The organism is Sphingomonas sp. (genome assembly GCF_035555815.1).
In the GTDB taxonomy this organism is placed as follows: Bacteria; Pseudomonadota; Alphaproteobacteria; order Sphingomonadales; family Sphingomonadaceae; genus Sphingomonas.
Genome location: NZ_DATMGG010000166.1, coordinates 1 through 14,312, shown reverse-complemented (window position 1 = coordinate 14,312; position 14,312 = coordinate 1). Strand labels below are relative to the sequence as shown.

General features: G+C 68.3%; 12 protein-coding genes and 1 pseudogene. 6 read left to right on the top strand and 7 right to left on the bottom strand.

Annotated features, from left to right (window positions below):
- From VNR91_RS09225 to rimP, 4 genes are all read right to left on the bottom strand, one after another.
- On the bottom strand, positions 1 to 159 hold a 159-nt coding region (locus VNR91_RS09225; protein WP_325490470.1), incomplete at its 3' end, for a YlxR family protein.
- 204 nt (positions 160 to 363) lie between these two features.
- Complete coding sequence (locus VNR91_RS09220) at positions 364 to 606, bottom strand: 4-oxalocrotonate tautomerase family protein (RefSeq protein WP_325490469.1); 243 nt, start codon at positions 604 to 606, stop codon at positions 364 to 366.
- Positions 607 to 612: 6 nt separating this feature from the next.
- Positions 613 to 2,223: a transcription termination factor NusA gene (gene nusA, locus VNR91_RS09215; protein WP_325490468.1), complete on the bottom strand. Its 1,611-nt coding sequence runs from the start codon at positions 2,221 to 2,223 to the stop codon at positions 613 to 615.
- A gap of 5 nt (positions 2,224 to 2,228) precedes the next feature.
- Positions 2,229 to 2,771: a ribosome maturation protein RimP gene (rimP, locus tag VNR91_RS09210; protein WP_325490467.1), complete on the bottom strand. Its 543-nt coding sequence runs from the start codon at positions 2,769 to 2,771 to the stop codon at positions 2,229 to 2,231.
- Between the two features lie 273 nt (positions 2,772 to 3,044).
- On the opposite strand from rimP, the gene rpmI reads away from it, so the two are divergent.
- The 5 genes from rpmI to VNR91_RS09185 all read left to right on the top strand — a co-directional run bounded on the left by rpmI (position 3,045) and on the right by VNR91_RS09185 (position 8,883).
- Positions 3,045 to 3,248 (top strand): 50S ribosomal protein L35, encoded by a 204-nt coding sequence (rpmI, locus tag VNR91_RS09205; protein WP_297391143.1) that lies wholly within the window; start codon positions 3,045 to 3,047, stop codon positions 3,246 to 3,248.
- Between the two features lie 14 nt (positions 3,249 to 3,262).
- Positions 3,263 to 3,628 (top strand): 50S ribosomal protein L20, encoded by a 366-nt coding sequence (gene rplT / locus VNR91_RS09200; RefSeq protein ID WP_325490466.1) that lies wholly within the window; start codon positions 3,263 to 3,265, stop codon positions 3,626 to 3,628.
- Positions 3,629 to 3,822: 194 nt separating this feature from the next.
- Entirely contained in the window at positions 3,823 to 4,917 is a 1,095-nt protein-coding gene (gene pheS / locus VNR91_RS09195; RefSeq protein ID WP_325490465.1) for a phenylalanine--tRNA ligase subunit alpha, read from the top strand.
- On the top strand, positions 4,914 to 7,355 hold the full coding sequence (gene pheT, locus VNR91_RS09190; protein ID WP_325490464.1) for a phenylalanine--tRNA ligase subunit beta: 2,442 nt from the start codon (positions 4,914 to 4,916) through the stop codon (positions 7,353 to 7,355). The genes pheS and pheT overlap by 4 nt, the downstream gene beginning before the upstream one ends.
- Complete coding sequence (locus VNR91_RS09185) at positions 7,348 to 8,883, top strand: peptide chain release factor 3 (protein ID WP_325490463.1); 1,536 nt, start codon at positions 7,348 to 7,350, stop codon at positions 8,881 to 8,883. Before pheT ends, VNR91_RS09185 begins: the two co-directional genes overlap by 8 nt.
- A 134-nt stretch (positions 8,884 to 9,017) precedes the next feature.
- Here the strand turns inward: VNR91_RS09185 and VNR91_RS09180 are convergent, their stop codons facing one another.
- Positions 9,018 to 10,289, bottom strand: coding sequence for an MFS transporter (locus VNR91_RS09180; RefSeq protein WP_325490462.1), 1,272 nt, complete (start codon positions 10,287 to 10,289; stop codon positions 9,018 to 9,020).
- Between the two features lie 91 nt (positions 10,290 to 10,380).
- Complete coding sequence (locus tag VNR91_RS09175) at positions 10,381 to 12,750, bottom strand: TonB-dependent receptor (RefSeq protein WP_325490461.1); 2,370 nt, start codon at positions 12,748 to 12,750, stop codon at positions 10,381 to 10,383.
- A gap of 112 nt (positions 12,751 to 12,862) precedes the next feature.
- Between VNR91_RS09175 and VNR91_RS09170 the strand changes: the two genes are divergently transcribed.
- Complete coding sequence (locus VNR91_RS09170; protein WP_325490460.1) at positions 12,863 to 13,498, top strand: TetR/AcrR family transcriptional regulator; 636 nt, start codon at positions 12,863 to 12,865, stop codon at positions 13,496 to 13,498.
- 96 nt (positions 13,499 to 13,594) lie between these two features.
- Here the strand turns inward: VNR91_RS09170 and VNR91_RS09165 are convergent.
- Positions 13,595 to 14,312, bottom strand: a pseudogene (locus VNR91_RS09165) (penicillin-binding protein 1C); the annotation flags it as partial.

Here is a 14,312-nt window from a genome sequence, read left to right as displayed (position 1 = left end):
CAGCTCGGCGCGGGTGACGGCGATCCACGCGCCGCGTCCGGGCGCCTTGGCGCGCACGTCGGGCAGCACCGCGCCGTCGGGCGACAGCGCGAGCCGGATCAGCCCTTCGCGCGGGGCTTCCTCCCGCGACAGGATGCAGGTGCGGATGGGATCGCTCATAAGCCACCCCCGTCATACCGGGCCGTCACGGCTGGCGCACGGCGGCTCGAAGCCCCACCGTCATTGCGAGGAGCAAAGCGACGCGGCAATCCACAGCCCGGCGCGCGGGGCGCTGGATTGCTTCGCTTCGCTCGCAATGACGGGAGCGTGGCGGACCCCGGCACGGGGCCGGGGCGACGATGATGGTCGGAAGAGCCTAGCGTATCATTGCGAGGGAACCGCATGCGCGTCCTCCCTCGATTGGGGCGCCGGCTGCGGCGCGTCGCGATCGGCGATGAGCTGGCCGCCGGCGCCGTAGTTCTCGGTCGAGACCTCGACGATGTTCACCTGCACCGCCGCCGGGTTCTTGCCAAGGCGCGCGACCATGACGGCGGTCACGTCGGCGACGATCCCGGCCTTCTGCTCGCGCGTGGCACTGCCCGCGATACGGATGTCGATGAACGGCATCGCGGCTTACGCCTCCTCGCCCTCGGCCGCCGCTTCGGCCGGTTCGTCGTCGAACCAGTGCGCGCGCGCGGCCATGATGATCTCGTTGCCCTGCTCTTCCGACAGGCCGTATTCGCCGAGCACGCCGCCCTTGTCCTCCGCACGCGGCGGCGGCGCGTTCTCGCTGCGGCGGCGCGGTTCGGCGCGCTTCTTGGCGATCAGCTCGTCGGTGGCGAGGTCCGCCAGGTCGTCGAGCGTCCTGATCCCCGCCTTGCCCAGCGTCACCAGCATCGCTTCGGTCATGTAGGGCATGCCGGCCAGCGCGTCCTCGACGCCCAGCGATCGGCGCAGCTCGCGGTTGGCCTCCTCGCGGCGCTCGAGCGCTTCCTGCGCGCGGCTCTGCAGCTCCTGGCCCAGCTCCTCGTCGAAGCCCTCGATTCCGGCCAGCTCGTCCAGCTCGACATAGGCGACCTCTTCCAGCTCGCCGAAGCCCTCGGCGACCAGCAGCTGCGCCAGCGTCTCGTCGACGTCGAGCTCCTTCTCGAACATCGTCGAGCGCTCGACGAATTCCTTCTGGCGCTTTTCGCTGGCGTCGGCCTCGGTCAGGATGTCGATCGCCTTGCCGGTCAGCTGCGACGCGAGCCGCACGTTCTGGCCCCGGCGGCCGATCGCCAGGCTGAGCTGGTCGTCTGGCACCACCACCTCGATGCGGTCGTCCTCCTCGTCGATGACGACGCGGGCGACGTTCGCCGGCTGGAGCGCGTTGACGACGAAGGTCGCGGTGTCGGGCGACCACGGGATGATGTCGATCTTCTCGCCCTGCATCTCCTGCACCACCGCCTGCACGCGGCTGCCCTTCATGCCGACGCACGCGCCGACCGGGTCGATGCTGCCGTCGTGGCTGATCACGCCGATCTTGGCGCGGCTGCCGGGGTCGCGCGCGGCGGCCTTGATCTCGATGATGCCGTCATAGATCTCGGGCACTTCCTGCGCGAACAGCTTCTTCATGAAATCGGGGTGCGCGCGGCTGAGGAAGATCTGCGGGCCGCGATTCTCACGCCGGACGTTGAGGATGATCGAGCGGACGCGGTCGCCGACGCGGACCAGCTCGCGCGGGATCTGCTGGTCGCGGCGGATCACGCCCTCGGCGCGGCCCAGGTCGACGACGACGTGGCCGAACTCGACGCGCTTGGCGACGCCGATGATGATCTCACCGACGCGGTCCTTGAATTCCTCGAACTGGCGCTCGCGTTCGGCATCGCGGACCTTCTGGAAGATGATCTGCTTCGATGCCTGAGCCTGGATGCGGCCGAACTCGATCGGGGGCAGCGGATCGACGATGAAGTCGCCGACCACCGCGCCCGCCTGAAGCTTCTGCGCGTCCTTGACCGAGACCTGCTTGAAATAATCGTCGACCGCCTCGACCACCTCGACCACGCGCCACAGGCGCAGGTCGCCAGTGTTGGGATCGAGCTTGGCGCGGATGTCGTTCTCGGCGCCGTAGCGATTCTTGGCGGCGCGCTGGATCGCGTCCTCCATCGCCTCGATGACGATGGCCTTGTCGATGAGCTTCTCGCGCGCGACCGAATCGGCGATCGCGATCAGTTCGGCCTTGTTGGCGGAAATGGCGGTGGCCATGCCTCTTACCCTTCTGTTTCGATAATCTTGTCGGCGCCCTCGGACGAGAGCGGCGCAGTAGCGGCGATGAGCGCGTCGGTGATGACGAGCTTGGCGTCGGCGATGGCGGCGAACGGGACCGTCATCGCGTGGAACTTGCGGACGTCGACCGTCACCTGATCGCCGTCGGTGCCGGCGAGCAGGCCGTTGAGCTGCTTGCGCCCCTCGATCGGCTCGGCGAGGGTGACGCGCGCCTCATGGCCCTTCCAGTCGTCATAGTCCTGGAGCCGGGTGAGCGGCCGGTCGATGCCGGGCGAGCTGACTTCCAGCCGATAGGCGTGGTCGATCGGATCGCGGCCGGCGGCCTCCAGCTCGTCGAGCCGGTCGGAGATGCGGCGCGACAGGTCGGCGCAATCGTCGATCGAGAGCTGGCGCGTGTCGGGGCGCTCGGCCATCACCTGCAGCGTCGGATCGCTCTTGCCGCCGAACATCTTCACGCGCACGAGCGCCAGCCCCAGGGCGGTGGCCTCTGGTTCGATCAGCTTCGTGAGGGCGGCGATGTCGGTCACTTGGATCCTTCGCGGACAGGAACGGTGCTTCGCTGCCGGGCGTCTCCGCCCAGCCTCGCCAAGGTGTCACGATGTCGAGAAAGCACGCGCCATATAGACGGTCGGCGCGCGGGGGGCAACCCCGTTGCCGCGCACCCGGCGCCGCGGCGGCGTTTGCAATCCGGCGACCTTGCCGCTACAGGCCCGCGCTTCCGCGATTTTATTCCCGAATCGCCCGGCCAGTGTGGGCTGCCGCGGCGCTTCACGAAATCGTCGATTGATAAGGAGACGAAAATGCCCAAGCTCAAGACCAAGAGTGGGGTGAAGAAGCGCTTCAAGTTCACCGCCACCGGCAAGGTCAAGCACGGTGTCGCGGGCAAGCGCCACCGCCTGATCAGCCACAACGCGAAGTATATCCGCCAGAACCGCGGCACGTCCGTGCTCGCCGACGCCGACACGGCCCATGTGCGCCAGTGGGCGCCCTACGGCTTGAAGTAAGGGAGGGCTGAGCAATGGCACGAGTGAAGCGTGGCACGACCACCAAGGCCAAGCACAAGAGGATTCTGGAACAGGCGAAGGGCTATTACGGCCGTCGCAAGAACACGATCCGCATCGCCCGCCAGGCGGTGGAGAAGGCCGGCCAGTACGCCTATCGCGACCGCAAGGTTAAGAAGCGCACGTTCCGCGGCCTGTGGATCCAGCGCATCAACGCCGGCGTCCGCGCCGAGGGCCTGACCTATTCGCAGTTCATGCACGGGCTGAAGCTCGCGGGCATCGAACTCGACCGGAAGGTGCTGGCCGACATCGCGATGCACGAGGGCGACGCGTTTAGCGCCATCATCGCGCAGGCGAAGGCGGCTCTGCCCCAGGCCGCCTGAGCGACCTGACGCGAGCATTTGAGAACGGGGCGTCGGTGGGGTAACCACCGGCGCCCCTTTTCGTTTGAGCGGCGGATGGCTAGGGGAGGCGCCGTACCCTCCACCGATCGGGCCAAGCCTGTCGAGGCCCTGTATTTTTGCCGAGCCGTCGAAGGCCAGACCTTCGATACGCTCCGGGCGAACGGAATGTTAGAATGAGCGATCTCGACCAATTGCGCACCGATCTGCTGGCCGCGGTGGATTCCGCCGAAGGGCTCGACGCACTCGACGCGGTGCGGGTGCAGGCGCTGGGCAAGTCCGGCACGGTGACAGGCCTGCTCAAGACGCTGGGCGGCATGTCGCCCGAGCAGCGCCAGAGCGAGGGACCGCGCATCCAGGGGCTGCGCGAGGCGGTGGCCGACGCGATCGCGACGCGCAGGGACGCGCTGGAGCGCGCCGCGCTCGACGCCCGGCTGGCCAGCGAGACGCTCGACATGACGCTGCCGGTCGATGCCGTCGCGGCGGGCGGGGTGCATCCGGTCAGCCAGGTGATGGACGAACTGGCCGAGATCTTCGCCGATTTGGGCTTCGCCGTCGCCACCGGGCCGGAGATCGAGGACGACTGGCACAACTTCACCGCGCTCAATATCCCGGAGACGCATCCGGCGCGGGCGATGCACGACACCTTTTACCTGGCGGGCGATCACGAACGGCCGATGGTGCTGCGCACGCACACGTCACCCGTGCAGATTCGCGCGATGAAGGCGGCCGGCGGGACGCAGCCGGTGCGGATCATCGCCCCCGGCCGCACCTATCGCAGCGACAGCGACGCCACCCACACCCCGATGTTCCATCAGGTCGAGGGGCTGGTGATCGACAAGGGCATCACGCTCGGCCACCTCAAATGGACGCTGGAGACCTTCCTCAAGGCGTTCTTCGAGCGCGACGACATCGTGTTGCGGCTGCGCCCCAGCTACTTCCCGTTCACCGAACCGTCGGCGGAGGTCGATGTCGGCTACACCGTCATCAACGGCAAGCGCGTGATCGGCGGCGATCCGTCGCAGGGCGAGGGCGGCTGGATGGAGGTGCTCGGCAGCGGCATGGTCCACCGCAAGGTGATCGCGGCGGGCGGCTATGATCCCGATCAGTGGCAGGGTTTCGCCTTCGGCTGCGGGATCGATCGGCTGGCGATGCTCAAATACGGGATGGACGATCTGCGCGCGTTCTTCGACGGCGACCTGCGCTGGCTGAAACATTACGGGTTCGGCGCGCTCGACGTGCCCACGCTGTCCGGGGGAGTCGGCGCATGAAGTTCACGCTGGGCTGGCTCAAGGAGCATCTCGAGACGACCGCGTCGGTGGACGCGGTGGCGGAGGCGCTCACCCGCATCGGGCTGGAGGTCGAGGGGATCGAGGATCCGGGCGCGAAGCTCGCCGATTTCCGCGTCGCGCGCGTGCTGACCGCCGACAAGCATCCGCAGGCGGACAAGCTGCAGGTGCTGACGGTCGACGCCGGCGACGGCCCGCTGCAGGTGGTGTGCGGCGCCCCCAACGCCCGCGCCGGGCTGGTCGGCGTGTTCGGGATGCCCGGCGCGACGGTGCCCGCCAACGGCATGGTGCTGAAGGTCGCGGCGATCCGCGGCGTCGAATCGAACGGCATGATGTGTTCGACGCGCGAGCTGGAGCTGGGCGACGATCACGACGGCATCATCGAATTGCCCGCCGATGCCCCGGTCGGCACGCCCTATCCCGACTATGCCGGGCTGAGCGACCCGGTGTTCGACGTGTCGATCACCCCCAACCGGCAGGATTGCATGGGCGTGCGCGGCATCGCGCGCGATCTGGCGGCGGCGGGGCTGGGCACGCTCAGGCCGCTGCACGAGGTCTATTACCAGCCCTCGCTCGATCCGGTGCCCGGCGACGGCGCCGCGCCCGACGTGCGGATCGAGGATGGTGAGGGGTGCCCGGCGTTCTACGCGCAGGCGGTGTCCGGCGTGGCCAACGGGGACTCGCCCGACTGGATGCGGCGCAGGCTGACGGCGATCGGGCAGAAGCCGATCTCGACGCTGGTCGACATCACCAATTTCGTGTCGATCGACCTTGGCCGCCCGCTCCACGTCTACGACCGGGCACGGCTGGACGGGGGGCTGGTCGCGCGCAAGGCGGTCGACGGCGAACAGGTGCTGGCGCTCAACGGCAAGACCTATGCGCTCGATTCGACGATGACGGTGATCGCCGACGACAGCGCGGTCCACGACATCGGCGGAATCATGGGCGGCGAGCATTCGGGCGTGTCGGCCACGACCACCGACGTGCTGATCGAATGCGCGTGGTTCGATCCCGAACATATCGCGCGCACCGGGCAAAAGCTGATGCTGACCAGCGACGCGCGCCAGCGGTTCGAACGCGGCGCCGATCCCGCGTTCCTCGACGTGGGGCTGTCGATCGCGACGCGACTGGTGGTCGAATATTGCGGCGGCGCGCCAAGCCCGGTCACGCGTGCCGGAACGGCGCCCGACCCGGCAAGGATCGTCGCCTATGATCCGGCGCTGGCGGAAACGCTGGGCGGGCTGGCGGTGGCGCCGGCGCGGCAGGCGGAGATACTGGACAGCCTGGGCTTTCTGGTCGCGCCGCTCGACGGCAATGGCGATCCGGTCGACCTCGACCAGTCGTTCGAGGCGTTCCGCGTCACCGTGCCGAGCTGGCGCCGCGACGTCGATGGCCCGGCCGATCTGGTCGAGGAGGTGATCCGCATCGAGGGCATCGACAATGTGCCGTCGATGCCGCTGCCGCGCGTGCCGGGCGTTGCCCGCCCGACCGCGACGCCGGCGCAGAAGGTGGAGCGCAAGCTGCGTCGGACCGCCGCCGCGCGCGGGCTGGCCGAGGCGGTGACGTGGAGCTTCATCGCCGAGGGCGAGGCGGCGCCGTTCGGTGGCGGCGCGTGGACCGTCGCCAACCCGATCAGCGAGGACATGAAGGTGATGCGGCCGTCGCTGCTGCCCGGCCTGCTGTCGGCGGCGGGCCGCAACCTGAAGCGCGGCGCGACGTCGGTACGGCTGTTCGAGGTCGGCCGGCGCTATCTGGCCGATGCCGAGCGCCCGACGCTGGGCGTGGTGCTGGCCGGTGACGCGCGGCCGCGCGGCTGGACGACGGGCAAGGCCGGCGGTTTCGATGCGTTCGACGCCAAGGCCGAGGCGCTGGCACTGCTCGAGGCGGCGGGCGCGCCGGTCGCCAACCTGCAGGTGATGCCTGTCCCGAGCGCCGTCGAGGGAGGGGAGGCCGGCGACAACTGGCACCCCGGCCAGTCGGGCACGCTGCGGCTGGGGCCAAAGACCGTGCTGGCGGCGTTCGGGATGCTCCATCCCGCGACGCTCAAGGCGTTCGACCTCGACGGCGACGTCGCGGCGGTGGAATTGTATCTCGACGCGCTGCCGGCCAGGCGCGGCACGGGCTTCATGCGCGCGGCCTACGCACCGCCCGCATTGCAGGCGGTGACGCGCGATTTCGCCTTCCTGGTGCCCGACAGCGTGAAGGCCGGCGATCTGGTGCGCGCGGTGCGCGGCGCCGACAAGGACGCGATCGTCGATGCGCGGCTGTTCGATCGTTTCGTCAAGGACGGCCAGACCTCGCTGGCGGTCGAGGTGACGATGCAGCCGGGGGCCAAGAGCTTCACCGATGCCGAGCTGAAGGCGGTCGCCGACAAGGTGGTCGCGGCGGCGGCGAAGCTGGGGGCGAGCCTGCGTGGCTGACGCGCCCTTTCCCCGCCGCACCTTCGCGATCATCTCGCACCCCGACGCCGGCAAGACTACGCTGACCGAAAAGCTGCTGCTCAAGGGCGGCGCGATCCACCTCGCCGGCCAGGTCAAGGCGCGCGGAGCCGCCCGCCGCGCACGATCGGACTGGATGGCGATCGAGCAGCAGCGCGGCATCTCCGTCACCAGCTCGGTGATGACGTTCGAACGCGACGGCATCACCTTCAACCTGCTCGACACGCCGGGGCACGAGGATTTCAGCGAGGATACCTATCGCACGCTGACCGCGGTCGATTCGGCGGTGATGGTGATCGATGCCGCGCGCGGCATCGAGGCGCAGACGCGCAAGCTGTTCGAGGTGTGCCGGCTGCGCAGCGTGCCGATCATCACCTTCATCAACAAGGTCGATCGCGAGGGGCGGGCGCCCTATGAGCTGCTCGACGAGATCGCCGACGTGCTCGCGCTCGACGTCGCGCCGATGACGTGGCCGGTCGGCATGGGCGGCACGTTTGAGGGCGTCTATGATATCGCCGCCGACCGGATCGCGCGGCCCGACGGCGGCAGCCGCGAGTTCCAGGGACGCATGGAGCAGGCACCGACGCTGCCCGAGGCGATCCGCGACGAGATCGAGCTGGCCAGCGCCGGCTATGCCGCGTTCGACGGCGACGCCTATCGCCACGGCGATCTGACTCCGGTCTATTTCGGATCGGCGCTCAAGGAATTCGGGGTCGAGGAACTGATCGAGGCGCTGGCGGTCCATGCCCCGCCGCCGCGCCCGCAGCCGGCCGAACCGGCGCCCGTGTCGCCCGACCGCGCCGACGTCACCGGATTCGTGTTCAAGGTTCAGGCCAACATGGACCCCAATCACCGCGATCGCATCGCGTTCATGCGAATGTGCTCGGGCACCTTCAAGCGGGGCATGAAGCTGACCCCGACCGGCCACGGCAAGCCGATCGCGATCCATTCGCCGATCCTGTTCTTTGCCCAGCAGCGTGAACTGGCGGACGAGGCCTATCCCGGCGACATCATCGGCATCCCCAACCACGGCACGCTGAGGGTGGGTGATACGCTGTCGGAGCGCGCCGACGTCCGCTTCACCGGCCTGCCCAATTTCGCGCCCGAAATCCTGCGCCGCGTCGCGCTGAAGGACCCGACCAAGACCAAGCAGCTCCGCAAGGCGCTCGACGACATGGCCGAGGAAGGGGTGACGCAGGTGTTCTACCCCGAGATCGGATCGAACTGGATCATCGGCGTGGTCGGCCAGCTCCAGCTCGACGTGCTGCTGAGCCGGCTGGCGGCGGAGTACAAGGTCGCGGCCGGGCTGGAGCCGTCGCCCTATGACACCGCGCGCTGGATCAGCGCGGAGAACGCCGCCGACCTCAAGGGCTTCATCGATCTCAACAAGGGCGCGATGGCCAAGGACCGCGACGGCAACCCGGTGTTCCTGGCCAAATCGGCGTGGGAAATCGGCTATGTCGCCGATCGCTATCCCAAGGTGGCATTCGCCGCGACGCGGGAGCGGTGACGCTCGCTGCCAAGGTCAGGATGACATGAGGCTGACCTGACGCGTCATTGCGAGCGTAGCGAAGCAATCCAGATCGCGTCGGTGGATTGCTTCGCTACGCTCGCAATGACGATTCAAGCTGAGGTCATCCGACTCTAAACGGCGTCGATCCAGTCGCGCCGCAGCGGGCGGACCGCCAGCAGCATCAGCACCGCAGCGACCAGATAGAAGCTGAGCGCCGCCATCAGCGAATAGCGCAGCGATTCCTCACCGAATCGCTGCGCCATCCCGTCGGACATCGCCCCCATCACCCACGATCCCAGGCCCAGGCCGAGCAGGTTGTTGATGAACAGGAAGCTGGCCGACGCGGTCGCGCGCATGTGCGCGGGGACCAGGTTCTGCACGGCGGTGGTCACCGGGCCGAGCCACAGGATATTGAGCCCGTTGGGGATGAGCAGGAACAGCCATGCCGCCACCGGCGACGACGACCAGAAACCGGCGGCGAACAGCGGGAGCGTGATCAGCCAGGCAACGGCGGGAAGCTTCGCATAGACGCCGCGATCGCCGCCGCCGAGCCGGTCGGCGAGCCACCCGCCCGCGAACACGCCCAGCGTGCCGCCAATCAACAGCAGCGTTCCGACGAATTGCGACACGCCGATCAGGTCCATCCCGAAACTGCGGATGAACAGCGAGGGCACCCAAAAGGCGAGGCCATAGCCGCACATCGAGCTGAACGCTGCGGCGAACGCCATCAGCCAGAAACTCGGCTTGCGCGCGAGGATCGCGAACACCGCGGACACCGGCGCCCGCTCGACCGCCGCGACCACTCGCGGATCGGCCCCGCCATGCCTGGGTTCACGAACCACCAGGCGAAAGATCGGCGCAATGACGACACCCGCCAGCCCGACCACGATGAACGCCCACCGCCAGTTGATCGTCGCGGCGATATAGCCGCCAAGCAGCGCGCCGGCGCCAAGCCCGATCGGAATCCCCAGCGAATAGATCGCCAGCGCGCGCGCGCGGCGTTCGGGCGGGAAATAATCCGCGATGATCGCATAGGACGGCGCGACACCCCCCGCCTCGCCGACCCCGACGCCGAGCCGAAACAGGAACAGCGACCAAAAGCCGGTGGCGACCCCGCACAGCGCGGTGAACCCGCTCCATACGGCGAGCGAGATCGTCACCACCCAGGTGCGGCTGGTGCGGTCCGCCAGCAACGCCAGCGGGATCGCCAGCGTCGAATAGAGCAACGCAAAGGCGATTCCGCCCAGTGCGCCGAGTTGGGTATCCGTCAGGCCAAGTTCGGCCTTGATCGGCTGAACGAGGATGCCGAGAATCTGCCGGTCGAGGAAATTGAAGGTGTAGACGAGCAGCAGCATCGCCAGCACCAGCCGGGGATAGCCGGCACGCGTGGTTCGGTCGGTCACGGCGATCCCTTCATCTTCCTCTTCCCCGCATACGACGGGGCCGAAGCGTCCGTGTCAACGGAAGCCTCGGCCCGCGCGCATTTCAGGTCGATCAGAACTTTACGGTGAAGCTGCCGAACACCTGGCGCGGATTGCCGTAGAAGGCGGTGGCGACGCCTTCCTGCCCGAGCGTCGGCGTGTAGCCGCCGGCCGGGTTGAGGATGATCGCGCCGGTCGCGGCGTTGGCGTTGATATACTGGTAGCCGCCGATCTTGTAATGTTCGTCGGTCAGGTTCTTGCCGTAGACGCCGATTGAGTAATTGCCCCAGGCATAGGTCAGCCCGGCATCCCACAGCGTATAGCCCGGCTGATCGAGGAACGGGCTGGCGACCTCGAACTGGTGGGTCATGCTGCGGTACGACAGCGTGGTGTTGGCCGTCACCGCGCCGGGGCCGACCGGCAGCACCAGGCTGGCGGTGCCGGACGCAGTCCGGTCGGGCGTGTTCTGGAAGAAGCGATAGGCGGCGACGTCGGTGCCGGTCGGGCCGATGAACGTCTTGTACTTGGCGTCGAGATAACCGAGCGTACCGGCCAGGTTGAACGACGATCCGCCGCCGGCAAAGCCGCGCGCGAGCACGGCGTTCGCTTCAAGCTCGATACCCTTGATCGTCGCCTTGGCCGCGTTGGTGGTGATGCCGCAGAAGCTCTGCACCCCGTTGACCAAGCAGCCGACCGAGCCCGGCACCTGGACGTCGGTATAGTCCGAATAGAAACCGTCCAGCGCCCAGGTCAGGCGACGATCGAACACCGCGCCCTTCCAGCCGATCTCATAGGTCTTCACCGTCTCCGGATCGAAGGAGAGGTAATTATAGATGTCCTGATAGCTGCGGCCCGCTGTCGGGTTGCTGATCGGTGCCGACGTACCCGATCCGCGCGGATCGAAGCCGCCGCCCTTGAAACCTTCCGAATAGGAAGCATAGAGCATGTGGTCTTCGCTCGGCTTGAAAGCCAGCGACGCGCGCGGGGTGAAGCGCTTGAAATTCGCCTTGCCCCGGAAATCGGTCGCCGGAGCGCCGAGTTGCACTGCACTGCCACCGAAGAACTTGGTCGGCCCGTTCAGGTAATTGGCCTTGAACACATGCGCGTCGCGCTGGTCCCAGGTGTAGCGACCGCCCAGCGACAGGCTGATCTGCGGCGTGAAGTCATAGGTGAAATCGGCGTAGATCGACGACGTCTCGGTCTTGACCTCGCCGGCGGTGAACGCATCGAGTCCGGGCAGGCTGGCGAGCGCGCCGGTGGTGAACAGCAGCACATCGAACCGCGTCTCGGCCTTGGCGCCCAGATAGTAGAAGCCGACCAGGCCGTTCAGCTTGTCGCTCTTGTAGAGGAGCTGGAATTCCTGGCTGGTCTGCTGGTTGCGATAGACCGCCGGCACGTCGACGTCGGCCGCCGGGTTCGAATCAAAGTCGATCGGCGTGTACGACCGGTCCTTGCGCCAGGCGCTGATGCTGCGCAGCGTCAGCGCGTCGGTCAGATCGGCGGTCGCCGACAGCGACAGGCCGCCGGCCTCGATATCCTGCTCGGGATTGACCAGTCCGGCGCGGGTGTCGAACACGTTGTCGAGCACGGGCAGCTTCGACTGGATGCCCGGGATCAGCCGGTGGCCGTTGCGCGGCGACGAGGTGTCGTGGGTATAGTCGCCGGTCAGCCGCACGAACAGCCGCTCGTCGGGCGAAGTGAACTCGATCGTGCCGCGTCCGGCCCACAGATCCTTGTTGTAGTTCTCCAGCCCGTTGGTCAGGTTCTTGCCGAAGCCGTCGCGGGTCAGCCGCGCGATCGACCCGCCGACCTTGACCATCGAACCGATCGGCGCCGACACGCTGGCGATGCCGTCGAGCTGGTTGTAGCTGCCGTAGCTGCCCTTGAGCTTCAGCTCGAACCGGTCGGGCAGCTTGCGCGTGACATATTTGATCGCGCCGCCGATGGTGTTGCGGCCGTAGAGCGTGCCCTGCGGCCCGCGCAGCACCTCGATCCGCTCGACATCATAGACGTCGAGCACCGCCGCCTGCGGACGATTGAGGTAGACGTCGTCGAGATAGACGCCGACGCCCGCCTCGAACCCCGGCACCGGATCCTGCTGGCCGACGCCGCGAATGAAGGCCGACAGCGTCGAATTGGTGCCGCGCGACACCTTCAGCGTGGTGTTGGGGGTGACGTTCTGGATGTCGGTCAGGTCGAGCGCGCCGCTCTTCGCCAGCCGGTCCTCGGTAAAGGCGGTCACCGCGATCGGCACGTCGAGCAGCGATTCGGCGCGGCGGCGCGCGGTGACGACGATGTCGCCGTCGCTGGCGCCCTGATCGGCCTGCGCGGCAACGGGCGCATCCTGCGCGGTGACGGCGGCGGTGGCCGGCAGCGCGGACAGCGCGACGATCGCGGCCCCGAGGTTGAGCAGCGTGCGAGTCGACGGCGCGAAACGAATCATCGAAAATCCCTCCCCTTCGGCACTCCCGGTCACGGCGGGGTTGTGCGTGGTATGCGAGTCGAATACTGAAAGTTGAACCATGTTTCAACTTCGCGAGGGGGAGGGTCGGGCGATGACCGGCGAACGTGTCAAAAACGCCACACTGCCAACCGACGCGGCGAGCGCCGGCAAGGCACCGCGCACCGAACGCGGCCGGCGCACGCAGAACGCGATCCTCGACGCCGCGGCCGCCGAGTTCGGGGAGAAGGGGTTCCACGACGCGTCGATCAGCGGCATCACCCGCCGCGCCGGCGTCGCGCTGGGCAGTTTCTACACCTATTTCGATTCGAAGGACGCGGTGTTCCGCGCGCTGGTGCGGCACATGTCCGGACAGGTGCGCGATCACGTCGCCCCCGGCATCCGCGCAGCCCCCGACGGGATCGCCGCCGAACGCGCCGGGCTGGCGCAGTTCGTCGCGTTCGTCCGCCAGCATAAGGAGATCTACCGGATCATCGACGAAGCCGAATTCGTCGATCCGGAGAGCTTTCGCGCGCACTACGCCACCACCGCCGAGCGAATCTGCCAGCGATTGCAGGCCGCCGCGGCGCGCGGCGAGCTGCGCGGGGACGTGGGCGAGGTCCATGCCTGGGCGGTGATGGGAATGAACGTGTTCCTGGGCCTGCGCTATGGCGTGTGGGCGGAGGACGTCAGCCCAGAGGCGCTGGCCGACACCGTCGCCGACATGCTGGCGCGCGGGATCGCGGCGTAGCGCCGCGCGTAGCGACACCATTCAGAGGCCGCCGGCTCGCTGGATTGCCGGGGGGCTGCGCCCCTCGCAAGGACCAGGCGGGGGTAGCCGCTGCGCCTACCGGATGGTGAAGCGCACCTGATCCACCGTGCGCCCGCCCAGATCGACCAGCCGCAACAGGTGCGTCCCCGGCGGTGGGAGCAGCAGCGGCTGGGAGTCCGCCGCGCCCAGATCGCGCCGGTCGAGCAGCAGGCGGTGGCCGGTAACTTCACCCGACACGCCGACCGCCAGCCGCTGCCGCGCCGGGGGGATGTCGGGATCGAGCGCATAGACGCTGCCCGAGACCGGGGTGGTGATGCGCGGCCGGCGCGCGGCGGCCGGCGCGGCGGCGAGCTGGGTCTGCGCGGTGCCGGCGAGGAAATATTCGCGGCGCGGCTGCTCGCGCGCGTCGGCGAAGCGGATCGCGCGCGCCTCGATCCCGGCCGGCATCGGCGGCGGACCGTCGCCGCCGTCGCCGAGCGCCATCATCACGTCGCGCCACACCGGCGCGGCGCCCGAGGTGCCGGAGACGGCGCGCATCGAATCGCCCTCGAGATTCCCCACCCAGACCGCGACGGTGTAGCGATCGGACCAGCCGACACACCAATTGTCGCGCATCCCCTTCGAGGTGCCGGTCTTGGCCGCGGCCCAGAAGGGGAGGCGGAGCGCGCTGTCGGCGCCGAAGGCATCGGCGCGCGCCGAGGCGTCGGCGAGGATGTCGCCGACGATGAAGGCGGCGCCGGGGTTGACGATCTGGCGTGGGGTTTCGGCTTTCTCGCCCAGGCGATAATGCACC